Here is a 19,497-nt window from a genome sequence, read left to right on the forward strand (position 1 = left end):
AAAAGGAAGAATCTAAATTGAAGATTGTTCCTTTTTTCATGTTGTATGGATTTTTCAAACCAATAATCAAACTAGAAAGTATAGCTAAGTCCTACACCAATCATTTGCTTAAGCTGTATTTTCGGACCTTCAGTAAGCTGAACGCCGGCAACTTCTCTTTTCGATTTAATATCATCGTCATAGATCATATGCATGCCAATGTTTGCTTTTACATACTCGTTAACGGTAAGGTCAAGCTGCAATTGCCAGTCTACATCTACATTTCCAAAGTTGTTAAGATAATCGGTATAAAGTGTTACGCGGTTGTCGAGCATAATATTGGTGAATATCTGTCTTTTAAACTGATTGGTTATTAATATACCTACCTCTGTTCTTGAGTTTTTACCATGTCTTAAGATGTTTCCGTTTTCATCTTTAATTGCTGCATCTACCCCAAATGCACCCTGATCGGCTAGCGTGTTATTTAAAACCAAAGTAGTTTTATTCGTTAATGGAGAGAAATAAGCGTTGAATCCAAGGTCTTTACGAATGTATTCTGTACCAACCCCTAGAAAGATATAGGCCGGAGAGAAAGGTCCTGAGATCTCATTTACAGTATTTGGATAAGAATAACCATTAGAGAACTGAGTCTTAAAGTTAAATTTAGCACTATAATACCAATGAGATACAGTATCATTTCGGTAACCAAAGGTTGAGTTTAACTCTACCTGGTCATCTGTTTTTCGGGTTGACTGGCCTTCCTGCCTGTTAAGTCCGTATTTCAGGATAAGTTCATTGTTCCAGTCCATGTTTCCTTTTGTATATCTTCTTATAAAAGCACCTTTTACAAGACCGGCAACCGAGTTATTACCACCTACGCTCCAGTTTACAAACGCGATCTGGTTAATGTCAAATCCCACTCTGTTTGTTTTTTCCCAATAGGTAATGGAGTCAGGAAGGGTAGTGGTTACTATTACTTGTGCTTTTGATACTTGGGTAAAGGCAATAAACAGCGATGCCATAAATAAGGCTCTCAATTTCATTCTAACAGTTTTTTGGAAATTTTTTGCAAAAGTCGGCATTTTTTCAGTATCCCGAAAAAATATCTTTAAGACTATTAACGTCTATGCCGCAGTAATGTTGTAGCTGGATTACCGTCCCGTGTTCAATAAAAGTATCAGGGATTCCTAAAGTGTTTATTTTCAGTATGTAATTGTGTTTTGTGGCAAAAGCAGAAATGCTGCCGCCAAAACCCCCAATAACAGTTCCGTCTTCAATTGTGATGATTTCTTTGTGTTTAGTAAAGATTTCATGCAGTAAAACTTCATCTAATGGCTTAATAAAGGCAAAATCATAATGCGAAAATAAATCGGCATTATCAATTTGAGTCAATGCTTTTATAACATTGTTACCTATAGTTCCGGTAGAGAGTACTGCAACTTTAGATCCTGTAGATAATTGTTGTGCTTTACCGATTTCGATAACTTCAAATGGTTTTCGCCAGTTGGTGTTTTCACCTCTGCCTCTCGGATAGCGAATTGCGATAGGATGCTTCAGTCCTAATTGTGCCGTATAAAGGATATTGCGAAGGGCAATTTCGTTTAAAGGAGCATAGATAATAAGATTAGGAATGCAGTTAAGGTAAGCGATATCAAAAACACCATGATGGGTTGCACCATCTTCTCCTACAAGTCCACCCCTGTCTAAGCAGAAAATAACAGGCAGGTTTTGTAATGCTACATCATGAATAACCTGGTCGTAAGCACGTTGTAAAAAGGTTGAGTATATGTTACAGTACACTACCATTCCCTGTGTCGCCATTCCGGCGGCCAGAGTAACAGCATGCTGTTCGGCAATACCTACATCCAGTGCTCTTTTGGGGAAAGCTTCCATCATGAATTTCATGGAACTGCCCGATGGCATAGCAGGAGTGATGCCTATAATTTTATTATTTTTTTTGGCAAGTTCAACCAACGTAATCCCGAAAACATCCTGGTATTTAGGCGGAAGATTTTCATCGGCTATAGCCAAAACTTCTCCGGTAATTTTATCAAATTTTCCTGGAGCATGGTATTTAACCTGATCTTCTTCGGCTTGGCGTAAACCCTTGCCTTTTGTTGTAATGATATGAAGGAAACGAGGTCCTTTTTTATTTTTAAGGCGTTCGAGTTCTTTTAGTAATGTAGGCAGATCGTGACCATCAATAGGACCACTATAATCAAAATTCAAGGATTTGATCATGTTATTTTGCGGCGGATTCTTACCTTCTTTAACCTGAGTGAGGTAGTGCTTAAGTGCACCTACGCTTGGATCTATACCTATAGCATTGTCGTTAAGTATCACAAGTAGGTTGGCGTCGGTAACACCGGCATGGTTTAAACCTTCAAATGCCATACCTGATGCTATAGAAGCATCGCCTATAACAGCAATATGATTTTTGTTTGTGTCGCCTTTTAATTGTGAGGCTATTGCCATTCCTAATGCTGCAGAAATTGAGGTACTGGAGTGCCCGGTGCCAAACGTGTCATACTCACTTTCTCTTCGGTTAGGAAAACCGCTAATACCGCCCAATTGACGATTGGTGTCAAAATTATCTTTACGCCCGGTGAGTATTTTGTGCCCGTATGCCTGATGGCCTACATCCCAAACCAATTGATCATCGGGAGTGTTGAATATATAATGCAGTGCAATGGTAAGTTCTACTACGCCAAGACTGGCGCCAAGGTGCCCTTCTTTAACAGAGACCACGTCGATAATAAAACGGCGCAGTTCGGCAGCCAGTTGAGGCAGCTGTTCGGGTCTTAGTGTTCTAAGTTGTTTTGGGTCGTTTATATTGTCAAGTAAATTGCCTTTCATTATCATTATTGCGAGCAGCAAATTTACAATATATTACTTATACCGTTGTCATTCCTTTTTAGTATTGGCACATGACTTATCTTAATCGTCCCGAAAGGGCTATGCATATAACTTTTCTTGTTATAATTTATGATTTTCTTGATAATCAATTTGTAATCATAATCGTATTTTTGTCGGCATGGAAAACATCTTTACCGACGAGTATTTTATGAAGAAGGCGCTGCAGGAGGCAGAGACAGCATTTGATAAAGGAGAAATACCCGTAGGAGCACTTGTTGTTATAGATAACAGGGTAATCGCAAAAACCCATAATCTTACAGAATTATTGCATGATGTTACCGCTCATGCTGAAATGCAGGCCATAACGGCAGCGGCAAATTTTATTGGCGGCAAGTATCTTACTGGCTGTACGCTTTATGTAACACTCGAACCTTGCCAGATGTGTGCCGGGGCCTTGTACTGGAGTCAGGTATCTAAAGTAGTTTTTGGAGCTTCCGATGATCATAGAGGCTACAGGGTAATGGGTACAAAGCTGCACCCAAAGACAGAAGTTGTAAGCGGTATTCTGGGTGAAGAATGTTCTGTTTTAGTGAAAGAATTTTTCAAAAAAAGAAGAAAGTAATATTTTGAAAGCCAACGTGTTGTTGGCTTTTTTGCGTATTTTTAAAATAGTTTAAATATACATTGGTTTCACTGCAATAATTGAAAGATATTATCAGTTATAGCGTGAAAATATAAACACATAATTAATTTTTTAACCTTAACACGGCCAAACCTTATGAAAACCCTTAGACTGATCCTGTTCTTTGCAGTTATCGCTTCGCTGTTACCTTCCTGTTCTAAAGAGTCCGGGAAAGATTTCGATTCAGACTATACCCTGTATAGGGAATATATTACCAGCTTTTCTTCGGGTATCATTTCAACAAAGGCCGACATTCAGGTAGGGCTTGCCTTTACTAAAAAAGAATGGCAGGTGAACCAGGAATTGGATGAGGATTATTTTAGCATTTCGCCATCGGTAGATGGTAAAGTGGTGTTCCTTGCGGATAATACGATTGCTTTCCGTCCGGCAAAAAAACTGGATGAAGATACAGAGTACCGTGTAACACTACACCTCTCTAAATTTATAAAAGTACCTAACACTTTAAACGATTTTAAGTTTAGGATAAAAACCATAAAGCAGGACTTTTTAGTTACTACTCAGGATCTGCAATCGTATAACAGAGATTCGCAGTTTCTTAATTGTACACTTAAAACCAGCGACCAGATGGATATCGCTACTGCCCGAAAAATTGTTACGGCAGAGCAGGATGGTAAACCATTGAGTATTCGTTTTGACGACATTGCAGGTACTGCTACCGAATTCCATTTTATAGTAGATAAAATAAACAGAAAAGTTAAGAACGGTATTATAACAATTCATTGGAATGGAAACTCCGTAGGGATCGATAAGCAGGATTCGATGGATTTTGAAATTCCGGGGAAAGATAATTTTAAAGTGATCAGCCTTTCGGCAGAAATGAGAGATAACCAAACGTTATTGATCAATTTCTCTGACCCTCTTAGAAAAGATCAGGATTTTTCAGGTCTTGTTGCTGTAGAAAGTGTACAAAACCTTAGGTATGCTGTAGATGGAAACCTGCTAAAAGTGTTCTTTGCAGAGCCGATTAACGGTAATTTTATGGTAGAGGTCTTTCAGGGAATAGAAAGTATTGATGGCTATAAGACTAAGAAAACACATTCTGAAAAAGTACTTTTTGAACAAATGAGACCGGAAGTTCGTTTTATAAAAAGCGGAACGATTCTCCCGGCATCGAGTAATCTTAAGATCAATTTCGAAGCCGTAAACCTTAGTAATGTAGATGTTAAGGTATACCGTGTATTCGAAAATAATGTGATGCAGTTTTTACAGCAAAACGAACTGAATGGTGGTTACAGCATGCGAAATGTAGCATTGCCGGTTGCTAAAAAGAAACTGGTACTTAATAGTGACAAGCTGCTGAATTATGGCAAATGGAATGCTTATGCGCTTGATTTGTCTACATTAATTATACCAGAACCGGGTGCTATTTACAGAGTAGAGATGTCGATTAAAAAAGCATATTCGCTTTATAAATGTGATGAAGCATCTAATGTACAGCAAACTGCAGATGAACCGGAAGAAGATGAGGATGAAGAAGAAGAACAGGACTATTCTGAATATGAAGACTACGATTATTACCCATACAATTACGATTGGGATCAAAGAGAAAACGCGTGTAGCAGCTCTTATTTTTATGACAGGAAAATCGCGACTAATGTTTTAGCAAGCGACCTGGGTGTTATTGCCAAAAGAGGAGTTAACAACAATTATTTCTTTGCTGTAACCAGTATTACAACTACAGCTCCTGTAGTTGGAGCTAAAATTGAAATTTATAATTTCCAACGTCAAAAATTGGGATCGGCAGTAACAGGAGCCGAAGGAACAGTAAGTTTTACAACTGGTAAAGGCGGCTTTTTTGCGATCATTAAAAAAGACAACAATACTACCTATGTTAAGCTGTATGATGGTAATTCTAAATCAGTGAGCAGTTTCGATGTAGATGGTACTCAGTTGGTAAAAGGGCTTAAAGGGTATATTTATGGAGAAAGAGGAGTGTGGCGTCCTGGTGACACCTTATTCTTAGGGTTCATCCTTAACGATAAAGCGGCTAAACTACCGGCAACGCACCCTGTGAAATTAAGATTGAGCGACCCTAATGGTAAAATGGTATTTGAGGCAGTACAAACCTACAACCAGAAAAACCACTTTAAATTTATTGTACCTACACAGGCAGCAGCTATTACAGGAAACTGGGAGGCTAAAGTGTCTATTGGTGGAGCGCATTTTTACAAGGGAATCAAAATAGAAACGATTAAGCCAAACAGGCTCAAAATAAAAAACAGCTTTGATGGTAAAACCATTTCGGCGACTGCCAAAAATACAGGAACAGTACAGGTAATGTGGCTTCACGGAGCTATAGCGAAAGACCTTAAGGTAGAGATGCAGGCCAAGTTCCTTAAACAGACAACTACATTTAAAGGATATTTAAACTATGTTTTTGATGACCCTGCACAGGATTTTAGCAGTGAAGAGGTAAATATGTTCTCGGGGAAAACAGATGATAACGGTGCTGCTGTAGTTACGCTTCAGCCAAAACTGCAATCGCGTGCACCGGGTATGCTTAAAACCGCAATTATTACTAAGGCTTACGAAAAAGGAGGCGATTTTAGTACCGATGTGGTTACAGCTTCTTATTCGCCTTATGATACTTATGTGGGTGTAAAAAGACCTGAAGGTAATAAATATGGTATGCTGGAAACAGGTAAAGCTAACCGTTTTGATCTTGCTACGGTAAATGAAAAAGGACAGCCTAAAGCATCCCGAACACTGGAAGTAAAAGTATATAAGGTAGACTGGCGCTGGTGGTGGGATCAATCCAATAATGGAGCATCATCGTACAGCTCAGCCATGACCAATACCCCATTTTATACACAACATGTAACTACAAACGCGGCAGGTAAAGCATCATTCAGCTTTGCAACGGGTGAAGATCAGTGGGGCAGGTACCTGGTGCGTGTCACTGATATTCAGGGCGGACACTCTGCAGGAGAAACAGTGCTTATAGATTATCCATACTGGTCAGGGCGTACCCGTAATAACGGAGGTCAGGATGCTGCTATGCTTATGTTTAGTGCAAATAAAGAGAAATATGCCGTAGGCGAAAAAGCAACAATATCATTCCCTTCCAGCGAAGGAGGCCGTGCTTTAATTTCACTAGAGAACGGATCTAAAGTAGTGCAGACGTACTGGGCACAAACTAAAAAAGGTGAAACCCAGATCGATATTCCGATAACGGCAAAAATGGCGCCTAATGTGTACATACATATTACACTAATACAACCACACGCGACTACGTTAAATGATTCGCCTATACGTTTGTATGGTATCATTCCTATTGAAGTTGTAGATAAGAATACGATTCTGCAGCCTCAGATAGTTATGCCTGCCGTATTGAGGCCTGAGCAGAAAACTACAATAAAAGTAAATGAGAAATCGGGCAAACCGATGACTTATACACTGGCAATTGTAGATGACGGGCTACTTGATCTTACCCGATTTAAAACACCAAATGCCTGGGATAGTTTCTTTGCTAAAGAAGCATTGGGTGTAAAAACATGGGATATCTATGACGATGTTATAGGTGCTTATGGAGGTAAGGTAAACCAAGTATTCAGTATCGGTGGTGATGCCGATCTTGGCGGAGGACAGGCTAAAAAAGCCAATCGCTTTAAACCGGTGGTTGTGTTCTTGGGTCCGTTTACAGTAGGAAAAGGAGAAACAAGGATACATGAGATTAAACTGCCTAAATATGTAGGGTCTGTTCGTACTATGGTTGTTGCAGCAAATACCGATTTAGGTGCTTATGGCAGTGCCGAAAAAACAACCCCGGTAAGAAGTCCGTTAATGCTGTTAGCATCGTTACCTAGAAAGATAACCTCTAAAGAAAAAGTAACTCTTCCGGTAACCATTTTTGCAATGGAGAACCAAATCAAGAATGTAACGTTACAGGTAAAAACGAATAACGGAATTAAGGTAATTGGAGCATCAACGCAGTCGGTGAGTTTTGCTCGTCCTGATGAGAAGATCGCTTATTTTGATCTTGAAGTAAGTGATGTAACCGGTATTGGTAAAGTGACGGTTACGGCAACATCCGGTAAAGAAAAAGCCAGCTATGATGTAGAGTTAGATATCACGAATCCAAATCCGGTAACCCAAAATTATAAGGAACTGGTATTAGAACCTGGTAAAACAGGAACGATAAACTGGGCTTCTTTTGGTGTAGCAGGCAGTAATGTGGCAAGGCTGGAAGTTTCTTCATTCCCGTCTATAGACTTTAACCGCAGGCTGGATTATTTAATACAATATCCTCACGGCTGTTTAGAGCAGGTAACATCGGGTGTATTCCCGCAGTTGTATCTGGCTGATATTGCTGATATTGATCTTTCGAGAAAGCAAAAAATACAGGTAAACGTTACGGCAGGAATCCAGAAGTTATCCCAATACCAAGTAGCAGATGGAGGATTTGCTTACTGGCCGGGTAATAACACTCCTGATGACTGGGGATCGAGCTATGTGGGGCACTTCTTTATAGAAGCGGAGAAAAAAGGATATGCATTACCATTAAATTCAAAAAGGCAATGGCTGCAATACCAGCAAAAAACAGCAAGACAGTGGCGTTATAATAGTGGCTACAGGAACGATTTTGCTCAGGCATATCGTTTGTATACACTGGCATTGGCAGGCGCACCGGATCTTTCATCGATGAACAGATTAAGAGAAACTCCGGGATTGTCTAACGAATCTAAATTAAGACTGGCTGCTGCTTATGCATTGGCTGGCCAAAAAACGGTAGGTCAGCAATTGCTCAACCAGAGTAGTCTTGATGCCGAAAATAATGAGTACGGCTATTACTATTATGGTTCACCGGAACGTAACAGAGCTATGGCGCTGGAAACGCTTATTGTGTTAGGTCAAAAGGAAAAGGCGTTTACGTTAGCAAATAAACTGGCAAAGCAAATGTCTTCAGGAGAATGGATGAGTACACAAACATCGGCTTACTGTTTGTATGCGATGTCTAAATTTGCTCAGGTGAATGGCTCAAAAGGAATCGATGTTACCTATACGAATAAAGGTAAGACGCAGACTATTAATACAGCCAAAACGTTTGCAGACAGGGTTCTTCAGATAAACGGAAATAATACCGTTTCGATCAAGAACAACAAAAAATCGACACTGTATGTAAAAGTAGTTTACAGTGGTATACTTCCTGTTGGTGAAGAGCAAACGGCAGAACGCGGACTGGCAACTGGTATTACATTTAAAGACAGATCTGGTAATGTTATTAATCCTTCAGAACTTAGACAGGGTACCGAGTTTATAGCCGAAGTAACGATTCAGAATACCAAAAATGAATATGTAGAGAATGTGGCGCTTACACAGATCATTCCGTCAGGATGGGAAATTGTAAATACAAGGTTTACCGATTTTGGAAGCTTTGCAGAAAACAATGTAGACTATACAGATATAAGGGATGACAGGACCAACTTCTACTTCCCACTTAAAGCGAATGAGACCAAAACATTTAGGGTTCTGCTAAACGCATCTTATCCGGGTAGCTATTACCTGCCGGGTGTACAGTGTGAAGCCATGTATGATAACTCGTTCTTTGCACGTACCCAAGGGCAGTGGGTTAGAGTAGTGCGATAATTTAGATTTTTTAAAACACCTGCAAGGTTAATTAGTTTTGCAGGTGTTTATATACAGAATATTTAAGGTGACTATAACACCCTTGAATCTTGTTTCTTTTGTTTTAATACATAAGATCAGGAAGCACAATCATGAAAAATAAATTCAGAGCGTTTTTAAAGAATACTTACAGGGTTTTTAAAACCTTGCTGGAACGTATATTCCACTGGATAAAAGCCAACAAGATCAAGTCTGCCATAGCGTTGCTCTTGCTTATTGGATATTATTTCTGTTTACCGCGAACCCTTTTTAGTGAACCTTATTCTACAGTAATAGAAAGCAGTGAAGGTGAACTGCTTGGTGCTCGCATCGCCCGTGATGGCCAGTGGCGTTTTCCGGAACAGGACAGCGTACCTTATAAATTCCGAGAATGCATTGTACATTTTGAAGATCAGCATTTTTACAGCCATCCGGGGTTTAATCCGGTTGCAATTGTAAATGCGGTTCGACAAAACTATAAAGCGGGCAAAGTTGTGCGCGGAGGGAGTACGCTTACGCAGCAGGTAATACGCTTATCCCGCGAAGGCAAAAAGAGAAGTTATTTTGAGAAATTCATCGAAATGGTACTTGCTACCCGTCTGGAATTTCGTCATAGTAAAGATGCTATTTTAGGACTTTACGCTGCTCATGCTCCTTATGGAGGCAATGTGGTAGGGTTGGAAATGGCTTCCTGGCGTTACTTTGGCGTTCAGCCGCATCAATTGTCGTGGGCGGAAACGGCAACCTTGGCAGTATTGCCTAATGCGCCAAGCCTTATCTATCCGGGTAAAAACCAACAACACCTTTTAGCAAAACGAAACCGTCTTTTAAAGAAATTGTTTGAAGAGAAGATCATCGATCAGACGACGTATGAACTTTCCCTTCAGGAAGATTTGCCTAATAAACCTTTTAACCTGCCTCAGGCTGCGCCACACCTGCTACAAAACATAGCAAAGACGAAAGAAGGCCAGCGTATAAAAACTACTGTTAAAAACGGATTGCAGGCAAGGGTAAACCAAATTGCTGCCCGTTACTATCAGGATTACAAACAAACAGAGGTGCACAATCTTGCTATTCTGGTTATTGATGTGCAAACCCGCAATATTGTTGCTTATGTTGGTAATTCTCCAACCGATATGGCGCACCAAAAAGATGTGGATATTATACCTGCTCCCAGAAGTACGGGGAGCATCTTAAAACCTTTTTTGTTTGCAGCCATGCTCGATGCCGGAGAGATACTGCCAAATACTTTGGTTGCCGATGTGCCTACGCAGATAGCAGGCTACAGTCCTAAGAATTATGAACTGACCTATGATGGAGCTGTTCCGGCTCAGCGTGCCTTGTCGCGTTCGCTGAATATACCATCGGTATTGATGCTTAAGGAGTATGGAGTGTACCGATTTTACGATCAGTTAAAGCATTTTAAATTAAGGGATATCAACAAGCATCCCAACCATTACGGGTTATCACTTATTTTGGGTGGTGCCGAATCGAACTTGTGGGATCTCTGTCGAACCTATGCAGGGTTGAGCGGAACGCTTAATTATTTTAATGCGCATCAGGCGAAGTATAGAACGGGCGAATTTGCTGAACTGAATTGGGATCACGATCATGAAAATGATTATGGTAAAGATATTTTTAATAAACCACAACTAGGTGCAGGATCGATATGGCTTACTTATAATGCGATGAAAGAGGTGAATCGTCCTCAGGGTGATGAAGCCTGGCGTTTTTATGATTCATCCTTAGAAATTGCGTGGAAAACGGGTACTAGCTTTGGAGGACGTGACGGTTGGGCTATTGGCACAAGTTCTAAATATGTAGTAGGCGTTTGGGTAGGAAATGCTTCTGGTGAGGGCAGACCATCGCTTACAGGTGTAGGTAGTGCTGCTCCCATACTTTTTGATGTTTTTAATCTACTGCCAAGAACCAAATGGTTTGCAGCTCCGTTCAACGATCTGGAAGAAGCCGATGTTTGCGCATTAAGTGGTCATTTGGCTGGCGACCATTGTCCGGTTGTAAAACAATGGATTCCTTTAAGTAGGAGCAAAACCAGTATGTGCCCATACCACAAAACCATACATCTCGATCCAACAGGGCAGTACCAGGTTAACAGCAGTTGCGAAAGTGTAGACAATATGATTACGAAAACATGGTTTGTACTGCCTCCGGTAATGGAATGGTATTATAAAAGCCTACATATGGATTATATGCCGTTACCTCCATTTAGAGCCGACTGTCAGGGAGTAACATCCGGATCTATGGACTTTATTTATCCTAAAGAGACCGGTAAAATATACCTTGCGAAAGATTTTAACGGGGTTATACAACCGTTTGTGCTCAAAGCGGCACATAGTTCACCTAATGCTAAATTGTTCTGGTATCTGGGCGATAAATACCTTGGTGAAACCAAAACATTTCATGAAATGCAGGTAGAAGCCAAAACCGGGAAATATATTCTTACCGTTACCGATGAATCAGGGAATGAGATCAGGCGGAAAATTGAAATTGTGAGTGAATAGGTTTACTCTTGCTTTGTAATATAGTAAGCTTTTGCCTTTTCGGTCGCAGCAACTACAAAGTCGGTTTTTGCAATGCGGTAACCTACCCTGTTGTATTTAAACTTTTCGGCAAGCTGTATTTTTAATGCTTCATACTCGGCAGCAACACTAGGGTATTCTCTCAGGTAATCCCTAAAATAAAGTCGGTCCCATAGTTTATGATTGGCTGCAGCGGTATGGATAAAATAGGTTTGGTCTTTGATGCCTGAGCCGGAAAAACCTTTAGCAAAAAAGCCGTAAGGCGGTTCGCCATCTTCCTGCCACATATAGTTGTATTCGAGGGTTTTCATTCGCTCGATGATACTGCTCATTCTTGTTTCATCAGGAGTAAATTCAGCTAAAATATCAATAGTGTTTTTTGCTATGATCCCCGGAACTGAAGTACTCCCAAAATGCTCTATACGTATAAGGTCACTACCTAAAGCTCCAATAATACGTTCTTTTTCGGCTTCAAATATTTTTGGCCATTCTTTGTCATATGATGAAAGTTCGACAGGAAATGCCTTCGCGATCTCTTCGGCGGTCATTTCGTTAAGGTTCTTCGACATGTGATTTTTTTAGGAGGGCGAAGGTACTACTTACAATTGAAAATTAATCATTAGCTTCCGGTTTATATGATGACGCTGTTTAAGTTTTATTTGTAAGTTTTATTTTATATTATTGTACTCCATTTTAAATTATTAAAATCGAATTGTAGAACAAAAAGGGAATTCCTGAAATATTTTTTTGTATCCTAAAGAATTAATTTGTGGAAATAAACCGTAAAAAAACATGATAAAATATTTCATTCTTGCAGTATGGTTGGTGGGATTACCGGCATTAGCTCAACAAAAACCAGCATCTAAAACAAAAACTACATCCTCACGAATCAAGACAGAAGCATCTAAACCTCGAATTTTGGATGCAGCAATTAAAGAAAATCCTTTTTATTTTAAAGGATTTTCGTTGACAATACATGATGGAGCGGCTGATGAACGTGGTAATCATATGTTTGTGGGACGAATAAAAGCACTGGAAGAAGATGAAAAGAAAAGGGATCCTATTATTAACAAAGCGATAGATCTTTCAATCGGATTTTATGATGACCATTATATTTTAATTTCAACGGATAAAAATTTTAAAATATTAAAGATAGGTGATGCTCATCGAACACAAGTAATCAGTTATAATTCAAAGCTTGAAAAATTCATACTGGGATGCAGTGAATTAGGGCGTTTGAATTTAGATGATCATTATGTAAGCGAATGGCAACCAATGATTGTAGTATTGAATCTGGAACAGTACGGAACAGTCTATGATATTAAAAACGACTATTCCTGTTATCTGAAAGATTTCATTTTTGAAGAAGAGAGGATTCATGTTTTAGTCGCTTCTGAAGAGCCAGGCAGATCAATTACAAGAGACGAGAAGCTTGAAATCATTACTGTTGACCTGAACAAATTTCATTATAAAGAAGGCTATTTCCCCAAAATATTAGATCCCGTTTCTAAGATAATCTCTGATTATGGTGGCGGTGGCAGAATTGATGTATCGGAGATTTCAAAAGTAGGTTCAACATACTATTTTTCTGCATCTAATTTTGATCAAACCGATTTGAAAAATTTGAAAAACGAAACACATATTTATAGATTTAATGGTAAAACACTTGAAGACCAGGAAGATTTTAAATATTTTGAGGGAGGTTATAATAATCACAATGTGGTAAATATTAATGGGTTTTATGCTAATTCTTTAACTGAGAATATTTTTTTGGCCACAAATTTTTTTGGTGGAAAAGAAATGTATTTAACAAAAACTAATGTCAATTTTGTCACTAAGAAAAATATCGAAATTGAATTGTTTGATAAAATCGATACAGGAAAAATGGTAGTGTTATCTAACGGGACTATTGTGGTGCTTTCACAAAATAAAGAGAGAAATTGGTGTTATTCAGTTTATAATTCTGATTTAGTATTTGTTAAGAAAATAGATTCCGGCCTCTCAGGAACCTATTTTCCGAGTAAAATAAAAATAACGAACGAAGATATGGTGGAATGTTTTTTTTATGATACAAAGAAAATAAAGTATGATTCTGTTTTACAATGCGTTAAAGTGAATTAAACTGAAAAAAACATAACAAAGTAAATCGGAAAAGCCAACAAAATCTCTTTTGTTTAAGTAGCATTAGATGCGATTTTATATGATAATAACACTACACCGCTTTTAAAAACTTTGCTATCGGTTAAGGTAAGACTGAGATTGCTTTTTAACCCGTTAAATATGGGCGTTCCGCCAGTTAATGCAATTGGATCTATCATGATGAGGTATTCGTCAATTAATCCTGCTTCGGCAAATTGTGAAACAATAGAGCCACTGCCTAAAATTGTCATGTTCTTGCCCGGTTGTTGTTTCATCTGGCGTATACGGTTTACAATATCACTATGTATAACGGTAGTATTATTCCATTTCGGCTTTTCGATAATGGTAGAAAACACTATTTTCTCCGCACTATTCATTCCCTTAGCCACTTCTGGATAGGCTTCGGCAGCCATCGGCGAAGGCCACCAAAACGCCATCATCTCATAGGTTATACGGCCAAAGAGCAGTATGTTATCTGCTTTTAGTGAATCGGCAGAGAAAGCATCTTCTTCGGCGCCATGTCTGTGCCAGCTAATATCATTATCCGATCCTTTGTAATAACCATTAAGACTGATAAAATTAAAAACAGTTAACTTTCTCATTGCTATGTTTTTAGTAATATAGTAAAGCTACGAAAGTTAATGTGAAAGTATAGTGGTATGTGTGACAACCAAAGGGGGTGATCAGGACAAAAAAACTTCTTTTATTTCTTTGGATATATAGAAAAAGATAAATTTACTCTTTTTTAATCCTGTTTATAATGTTGAGGTAGTATTGCATCTTATTGCCAGCTGGCGATTTTTCTGCAATTGTCTCTATGCCCACAGCTTTAAACATTTCCAGCTTATGTGCCGATTCTTTTTCCTTTTCTTCGGGATAAAAATAAACGATACGGTTGGTTACGGCGCAGCGGTTTTCTGCCTTAGCTCTGGCTCTAAATGTAAATAGCCACCACAAATGCAGCTCTACAAAATCTAGGTTAAGGCCAAAAATATAAATGTCTTTTGTAAAGAAAAAATCAACCCAGCTTTCGTCCAGTACTGTGTTTTCTTTTATTCGTCTTATGAGTGAGTGAAAATCTTTAGCTTTGTAGGTGCCAATAGTTCCTGATGCAGTATAGTTGCGCATTTGTTGCAAATAACCACTGTAATGTTCATAGCCCAATGTAATTGACTTCGGGTTGGTTTCACTGCCGTGGATGTGCCATATTTTATGCTTGTCGGTTTTGTGATACCTAAAAAGATTATAGGTATTCTCTTTTATCATCCCCTGATTTTTACATTTTTTCAGGTCGGTACCCGATGCTTTTTCAAAAGAGAGATCATAATTGGTGGTGAGTAGGTTCTCAATACCCAGATCAAGAATTGCTGTGTGTAATTGATTTGGCTTTAAGCGTTCGGTCTCCGAAGCAATGAATTTTTTAATAAGGCTTTCGGAAGTGCCAAATTCGGCAGCCGATCGTAGATAGATTTCCTCATATAATAATGGGAACGGCTTGTTTAATTTATTGATGCCTCTGTCTGTTTTGGTGAAATCAAGAAGCCTGTTAATAAGGTCGCTCCAGGAATACGATCCTGACGCGTTATTAATGTCATTGCCTACCAGTAACACTTTTTGATTCATAACTCTTTTAAGAAGAGTAAACTTAAGTATTTTTAAGGAGATATACGGCTACTTGAAACGCTGTATTTGTGTGAATTAATTGTTAAAAGTTTCCCATATCCCTGAAGCAAGACGGGCAATAATGTTCCTTCTTTTTTCTTTACTTATTGGTTCGTTTACCCAATGCGTTACTACGGCATCATATCCTCCGGACTGTATCTTTTCCATTTCAGTAAGCGGGTAGGGAGTAGTAGCAACGGGTAATCCTGATTCCTGAAGGCGTTTTTTGATATCACGGAAGTATTCCGCTTTTGTTTCAAAACGCGATCCTTCGGCACCAGCTACAATTAATATTCTTTTGCCTTTAAAATCGAAACCATCGGTATCTTCACCAAAGTAAGTATTCAGGAAAGCAGCTTCATCATCTGTAAGAGCAGGGTTGCTGTCCAGTCCGCAGTTTTCAAGATTGTTAGCGTAAAAATTTGCCGATGCAAGTAGTAACAGTATGTGTAAGTAATATTTCATAACCAAGCTTTTTTACTATAACTCGCTGCGTATTGTTTTAGTATGTTTTAAGAAAAGTTTGGGATTTTAGACAGTCCTTGGTGTTTACTTAATGCGGGATTAGATGTAGCCAAAATTATGAATTATGCTTTCCATCTAGTCGTTTTCTCGGGTCTGGGTATGCGTATGTTTTTTGGCTCTTTTGCAGGTTTCCAATCCTGTGAGAACCGTAGTTCCATCATCAGGCTATATATGGCTTCCAAGCCGTATGTGCCTGCTCCAGCGTTATTGAAAATTTCTTTTATTTTACCATTATCATACGTTATTCTCAAAGCCATACTTGGTGGGCCGGTATTGTATATGCTATAGTCTTCACGCAAGTTTTTAAAATCAATATAATTTAGTAAATCCGATATTGCATTAAAATCTGAATCTTTAATTGCGGTTTTAAACGTGCCTTCACTATATTGGCGTTCTTCAAAGTTATTACATATGGCGATAAACCATGATTCCTTGTTTTTATTTAGAATCATTTGGAAAAATGGCCCCGACTCTCCAAGAACATTAGTGAATTCAATTTTTTTAATTTCATGATGCTTAACAGATTTTTTATTGAATTCAACAAAATAACCAGATTTATACACCAATTTTACCTGAAGCGTATCCCTGCGAGGCGGATATACAATGTCAAAATTTTGAGAATGGTGTAATACTAAAAGCGGTAGGCTATCTGTATATAAGATTTGCGGGACGAAAGCAAAATTATAATCACGTGCAATAGAATAAGTAGTGGATTTACCTTCACCACCATTTATTACAATTTGTGAATTAAACTGATAGAGTTGATCTTTTGGTTTTACGTTACCATTTTTCCATCCTCCTATGAGTAAAAGGTCTGTAAGGCCATCATTATTAAAATCCGTTTTATAAAAAGTTTTATTGATACCGAGTTGTTTTGCATAAATACGATTAAGGCTGTCAACATAAGTTGGGTTAAATGTCATTATTCTCTTGTAATCAACAAGATAAAAGTCACGGAGATTTGTATCTAACTTACGGATATAAGCTTCAATTTCATCTTCAGTATTCAAGTTATCAATTTTGGAAGGTATATGTGCTGCACGTGTAAAGGCTTCTTCTTTTTTGCAAGAAATGGCAAAGAGTATGACTAATACAAAAAAGATGTTTTTCATGTAAGAATTTTTGGTTCATAAAGAAAACAGAATAAAGTATCATTTAGTATTTATAAACAAAAAAACCGCCCTGATTTTTATCGGGGCGGTTTTTGTTATTCTGCGATAGCGTTTCCTTTGCTATCAAAAAAGCGGTATTCTAAATACGTGTAAGCGTCACGTGGTATAACTTTCACCCATTTTTTGTGCTCAAAAAACCATTTTGTGCGAATGGATGGAAAACCTTTGGTAAGGTATGCGGCCACAAAAGGGTGTGCATTAAGCACTATCTTTTTGTGGGTCTTCATAATTCTTTCTAGGTCGGCCGTTATTCTGTCAATCACTAGTATTGGAGCTTCAATTTCCGCATTTTCATTATTCGGATCTTCTTCTCTTGTCTTAATGTTAACTTCAGGCCTTACCCTTTGCCTTGTAATTTGGATAAGCCCAAATTTACTAGGAGGCAGGATCTTGTGTTTTGCTTTATCGTCGCTCATTTCCTCTTTAAGGAAATCGTAGAGTTTCTTTCTGTTGTCCGGATTGGACATATCAATGAAATCGACTACGATAATTCCTCCCATATCCCTTAATCTGAGCTGTCTCGCAATCTCTGCGGCGGCTATAAGGTTTACTTCGAGGGCGGTATCTTCCTGGCTTAAAGCCTTGTTAGAGCGGTTACCACTGTTCACGTCTATAACGTGCAGGGCTTCGGTATGCTCTATTATTAAATAGGCACCTTTGCTCATAGATACCGTTTTTCCAAATGAGGTTTTAATTTGCCTTTCAATGTTGTATTTTTCAAACAACGGCAACTCTTTACTTTGGTAGTGCTTAACGATATTCGCTTTTTGAGGAGCTATTTCCTGCAAATAGTCCTTTGTTTGGTAATACAGGTCCTCATCATCTACATAAATACCGGTGAAGGTATCGTTGAATACGTCTCGTAATATTGATGAAGCTTTATTAACTTCCCCAAGTACTTTAGACGGATGATGGGCACTGGGAAGACGTTTGCACATTCCTGTCCATTTTTCCAGCAAATTTTGCAGGTCTTTGTCCAGTTCAGCTACTTTTTTGTCTTCGGCTACCGTTCTCACTATAACTCCAAATCCTTTTGGCCTGATCGACTGTACAAGTCTTTTTAGGCGGTCTTTTTCATCTTTAGATTCTATTTTTTGTGAAATAGATATCCTGTCCGAAAACGGTACTAAAACTACATATCGTCCGGCCAGAGAAAGTTCAGAACTTATTCTTGGCCCTTTTGTAGATATGGGTTCTTTTACTACCTGAACGAGTATAGACTGGTTTGCACTAAGTACATCGGCAATGGAGCCATCTTTGTCTATCTCCGGTTCAAAAGGAAAGTTTTTAAGTGTGTAATCTTTAATTTTACCTGCGCTTACAAGTTTTATGAATTTTTGCATTGAGGCCAGGTTCGGACCCAAATCGTGGTAATGTAAAAAGGCATCTTTTTCAAAGCCTACATTTACAAAGGCGGCGTTAAGGCCGGCCACGGGTTTACGGATCTTCGCTATGAAGATGTCACCAACAGAAAATTGGTTCTTGTCTTCGCGCTCGCTGTGTAATTCAATTAGTTTTCCATCTTTTAATAAGGCAAAATCTACGGCTTCAGAACCAGATCGAATAATTAGTTCTTTGTTCACACTGTACATTTTTATCCGCTTTGCAGTTATTGGTCTTGTGTTTTTGAGTTTAGGGTTTAACAACCCGAATCCCGCAACTCGTAACCTACAACCTCTATGCAGATGGATTAAACAATAGTTTACAGGTATTTGTTACCCGAAGGACCTTTAAATTGCAGAAGCAGTATTTAGCAGGCAGTGCCAGTCTAAACTCTAAAATCTGCAATATAAAATTCCGTTTTCAATGAACTTTAATCTAAAAAAGAAAAAGTAGTATTAAACTACTTTTTCTTCTTGTGACGGTTTGCTCTCGCTCTCTTTTTACGTTTGTGCGTAGCTACCTTATGTCTTTTTCTTTTTTTACCACTTGGCATAATAATGAAAGGATTAGGTGGTTAATAATTAGTTTACTTTAGCTTCAGTATTCGTTTTTACTCCGTCAACAAAAATCTTTGCAGGTTTGAATGCCGGTATATTGTGAGCAGGTATCTTTATTGTAGTGTTTTTAGAGATATTCCTACCTGTTTTTTCTGCACGTGTTTTGATTATAAAACTTCCAAAACCTCTTAGGTATACATTATCGCCAGTCTCAAGAGAGTTTTTTACTTCTTCCATAAAAGACTCAACTGTCGCTTGAACATCTCCTTTTTCAAGTCCAAGTTTCTCCGAAATTTTCGCTACGATGTCTGCTTTCGTCATTTTCTTTCTAATTTATGATTGTGTGTATTTTTTTGAGAGTGCAAATATAAGAATTA

Annotated in this window: 13 protein-coding genes; 4 read left to right on the forward strand and 9 right to left on the reverse strand. The window is 38.5% G+C overall.

All coding sequences use genetic code 11. The annotated features are described in order from the left end of the window. Nucleotides 1-71: 71 nt before the first annotated feature. Nucleotides 72-1,022: a DUF3078 domain-containing protein gene (locus EPI11_RS14710; protein ID WP_128390738.1), complete on the reverse strand. Its 951-nt coding sequence runs from the start codon at nucleotides 1,020-1,022 to the stop codon at nucleotides 72-74. Between the two features lie 43 nt (nucleotides 1,023-1,065). After that, complete coding sequence (locus EPI11_RS14715) at nucleotides 1,066-2,835, reverse strand: 1-deoxy-D-xylulose-5-phosphate synthase (RefSeq protein WP_128390739.1); 1,770 nt, start codon at nucleotides 2,833-2,835, stop codon at nucleotides 1,066-1,068. A gap of 178 nt (nucleotides 2,836-3,013) precedes the next feature. On the opposite strand from EPI11_RS14715, the gene EPI11_RS14720 reads away from it, so the two are divergent. The 3 genes from EPI11_RS14720 (at nucleotide 3,014) to pbpC (ending at nucleotide 11,664) form a co-directional block, all read left to right on the forward strand. Continuing rightward, nucleotides 3,014-3,457, forward strand: coding sequence for a nucleoside deaminase (locus EPI11_RS14720; protein ID WP_128390740.1), 444 nt, complete (start codon nucleotides 3,014-3,016; stop codon nucleotides 3,455-3,457). A 156-nt stretch (nucleotides 3,458-3,613) separates the two neighbouring features. Then, entirely contained in the window at nucleotides 3,614-9,124 is a 5,511-nt protein-coding gene (locus tag EPI11_RS14725) for an alpha-2-macroglobulin family protein (protein WP_128390741.1), read from the forward strand. A 131-nt stretch (nucleotides 9,125-9,255) separates the two neighbouring features. Continuing rightward, a complete protein-coding gene (gene pbpC, locus EPI11_RS14730; RefSeq protein ID WP_128390742.1) occupies nucleotides 9,256-11,664 on the forward strand; it encodes a penicillin-binding protein 1C in 2,409 nt (802 codons plus the stop codon). A gap of 2 nt (nucleotides 11,665-11,666) precedes the next feature. On the opposite strand, the gene EPI11_RS14735 is transcribed toward pbpC, so the two are convergent. Next, complete coding sequence (locus EPI11_RS14735) at nucleotides 11,667-12,251, reverse strand: GrpB family protein (protein WP_128390743.1); 585 nt, start codon at nucleotides 12,249-12,251, stop codon at nucleotides 11,667-11,669. A 223-nt stretch (nucleotides 12,252-12,474) separates the two neighbouring features. Between EPI11_RS14735 and EPI11_RS14740 the strand changes: the two genes are divergently transcribed. Further along, on the forward strand, nucleotides 12,475-13,803 hold the full coding sequence (locus EPI11_RS14740) for a hypothetical protein (protein ID WP_128390744.1): 1,329 nt from the start codon (nucleotides 12,475-12,477) through the stop codon (nucleotides 13,801-13,803). Between the two features lie 53 nt (nucleotides 13,804-13,856). Here the strand turns inward: EPI11_RS14740 and EPI11_RS14745 are convergent, their stop codons facing one another. The 6 genes from EPI11_RS14745 to EPI11_RS14770 form a co-directional block, all read right to left on the reverse strand. Next, nucleotides 13,857-14,423, reverse strand: a complete 567-nt coding sequence (locus EPI11_RS14745) for a dihydrofolate reductase family protein (protein WP_128390745.1) — start codon at nucleotides 14,421-14,423, stop codon at nucleotides 13,857-13,859. Between the two features lie 133 nt (nucleotides 14,424-14,556). Then, on the reverse strand, nucleotides 14,557-15,444 hold the full coding sequence (locus EPI11_RS14750; RefSeq protein ID WP_128390746.1) for an SIR2 family protein: 888 nt from the start codon (nucleotides 15,442-15,444) through the stop codon (nucleotides 14,557-14,559). 75 nt (nucleotides 15,445-15,519) lie between these two features. Then, the gene (locus EPI11_RS14755) at nucleotides 15,520-15,948 is read right to left on the reverse strand and encodes a hypothetical protein (RefSeq protein WP_128390747.1); all 429 of its coding nucleotides are present in this window, start codon (nucleotides 15,946-15,948) and stop codon (nucleotides 15,520-15,522) included. A 122-nt stretch (nucleotides 15,949-16,070) separates the two neighbouring features. Further along, nucleotides 16,071-17,120: a DUF6438 domain-containing protein gene (locus EPI11_RS14760; RefSeq protein ID WP_128390748.1), complete on the reverse strand. Its 1,050-nt coding sequence runs from the start codon at nucleotides 17,118-17,120 to the stop codon at nucleotides 16,071-16,073. A gap of 95 nt (nucleotides 17,121-17,215) precedes the next feature. Beyond that, nucleotides 17,216-18,772: an Rne/Rng family ribonuclease gene (locus tag EPI11_RS14765; RefSeq protein ID WP_206619131.1), complete on the reverse strand. Its 1,557-nt coding sequence runs from the start codon at nucleotides 18,770-18,772 to the stop codon at nucleotides 17,216-17,218. 372 nt (nucleotides 18,773-19,144) lie between these two features. Then, the gene (locus EPI11_RS14770) at nucleotides 19,145-19,441 is read right to left on the reverse strand and encodes an HU family DNA-binding protein (protein WP_057671073.1); all 297 of its coding nucleotides are present in this window, start codon (nucleotides 19,439-19,441) and stop codon (nucleotides 19,145-19,147) included. Between the last annotated feature and the right edge of the window lie 56 nt (nucleotides 19,442-19,497).

The organism is Flavobacterium cerinum, from assembly GCF_004028155.1.
Classification (GTDB): domain Bacteria; phylum Bacteroidota; class Bacteroidia; order Flavobacteriales; family Flavobacteriaceae; genus Flavobacterium; species Flavobacterium cerinum.

Coding starts and splice junctions, on each gene's coding strand:
- EPI11_RS14710 (WP_128390738.1), bottom strand. CDS start 1,022: ATGAAATTGAGAGCCTTATTTATGGCATCGCTGTTTATTGCCTTTACC.
- EPI11_RS14715 (WP_128390739.1), bottom strand. CDS start 2,835: ATGAAAGGCAATTTACTTGACAATATAAACGACCCAAAACAACTTAGA.
- EPI11_RS14720 (WP_128390740.1), top strand. CDS start 3,014: ATGGAAAACATCTTTACCGACGAGTATTTTATGAAGAAGGCGCTGCAG.
- EPI11_RS14725 (WP_128390741.1), top strand. CDS start 3,614: ATGAAAACCCTTAGACTGATCCTGTTCTTTGCAGTTATCGCTTCGCTG.
- pbpC (WP_128390742.1), top strand. CDS start 9,256: ATGAAAAATAAATTCAGAGCGTTTTTAAAGAATACTTACAGGGTTTTT.
- EPI11_RS14735 (WP_128390743.1), bottom strand. CDS start 12,251: ATGTCGAAGAACCTTAACGAAATGACCGCCGAAGAGATCGCGAAGGCA.
- EPI11_RS14740 (WP_128390744.1), top strand. CDS start 12,475: ATGATAAAATATTTCATTCTTGCAGTATGGTTGGTGGGATTACCGGCA.
- EPI11_RS14745 (WP_128390745.1), bottom strand. CDS start 14,423: ATGAGAAAGTTAACTGTTTTTAATTTTATCAGTCTTAATGGTTATTAC.
- EPI11_RS14750 (WP_128390746.1), bottom strand. CDS start 15,444: ATGAATCAAAAAGTGTTACTGGTAGGCAATGACATTAATAACGCGTCA.
- EPI11_RS14755 (WP_128390747.1), bottom strand. CDS start 15,948: ATGAAATATTACTTACACATACTGTTACTACTTGCATCGGCAAATTTT.
- EPI11_RS14760 (WP_128390748.1), bottom strand. CDS start 17,120: ATGAAAAACATCTTTTTTGTATTAGTCATACTCTTTGCCATTTCTTGC.
- EPI11_RS14765 (WP_206619131.1), bottom strand. CDS start 18,772: ATGTACAGTGTGAACAAAGAACTAATTATTCGATCTGGTTCTGAAGCC.
- EPI11_RS14770 (WP_057671073.1), bottom strand. CDS start 19,441: ATGACGAAAGCAGACATCGTAGCGAAAATTTCGGAGAAACTTGGACTT.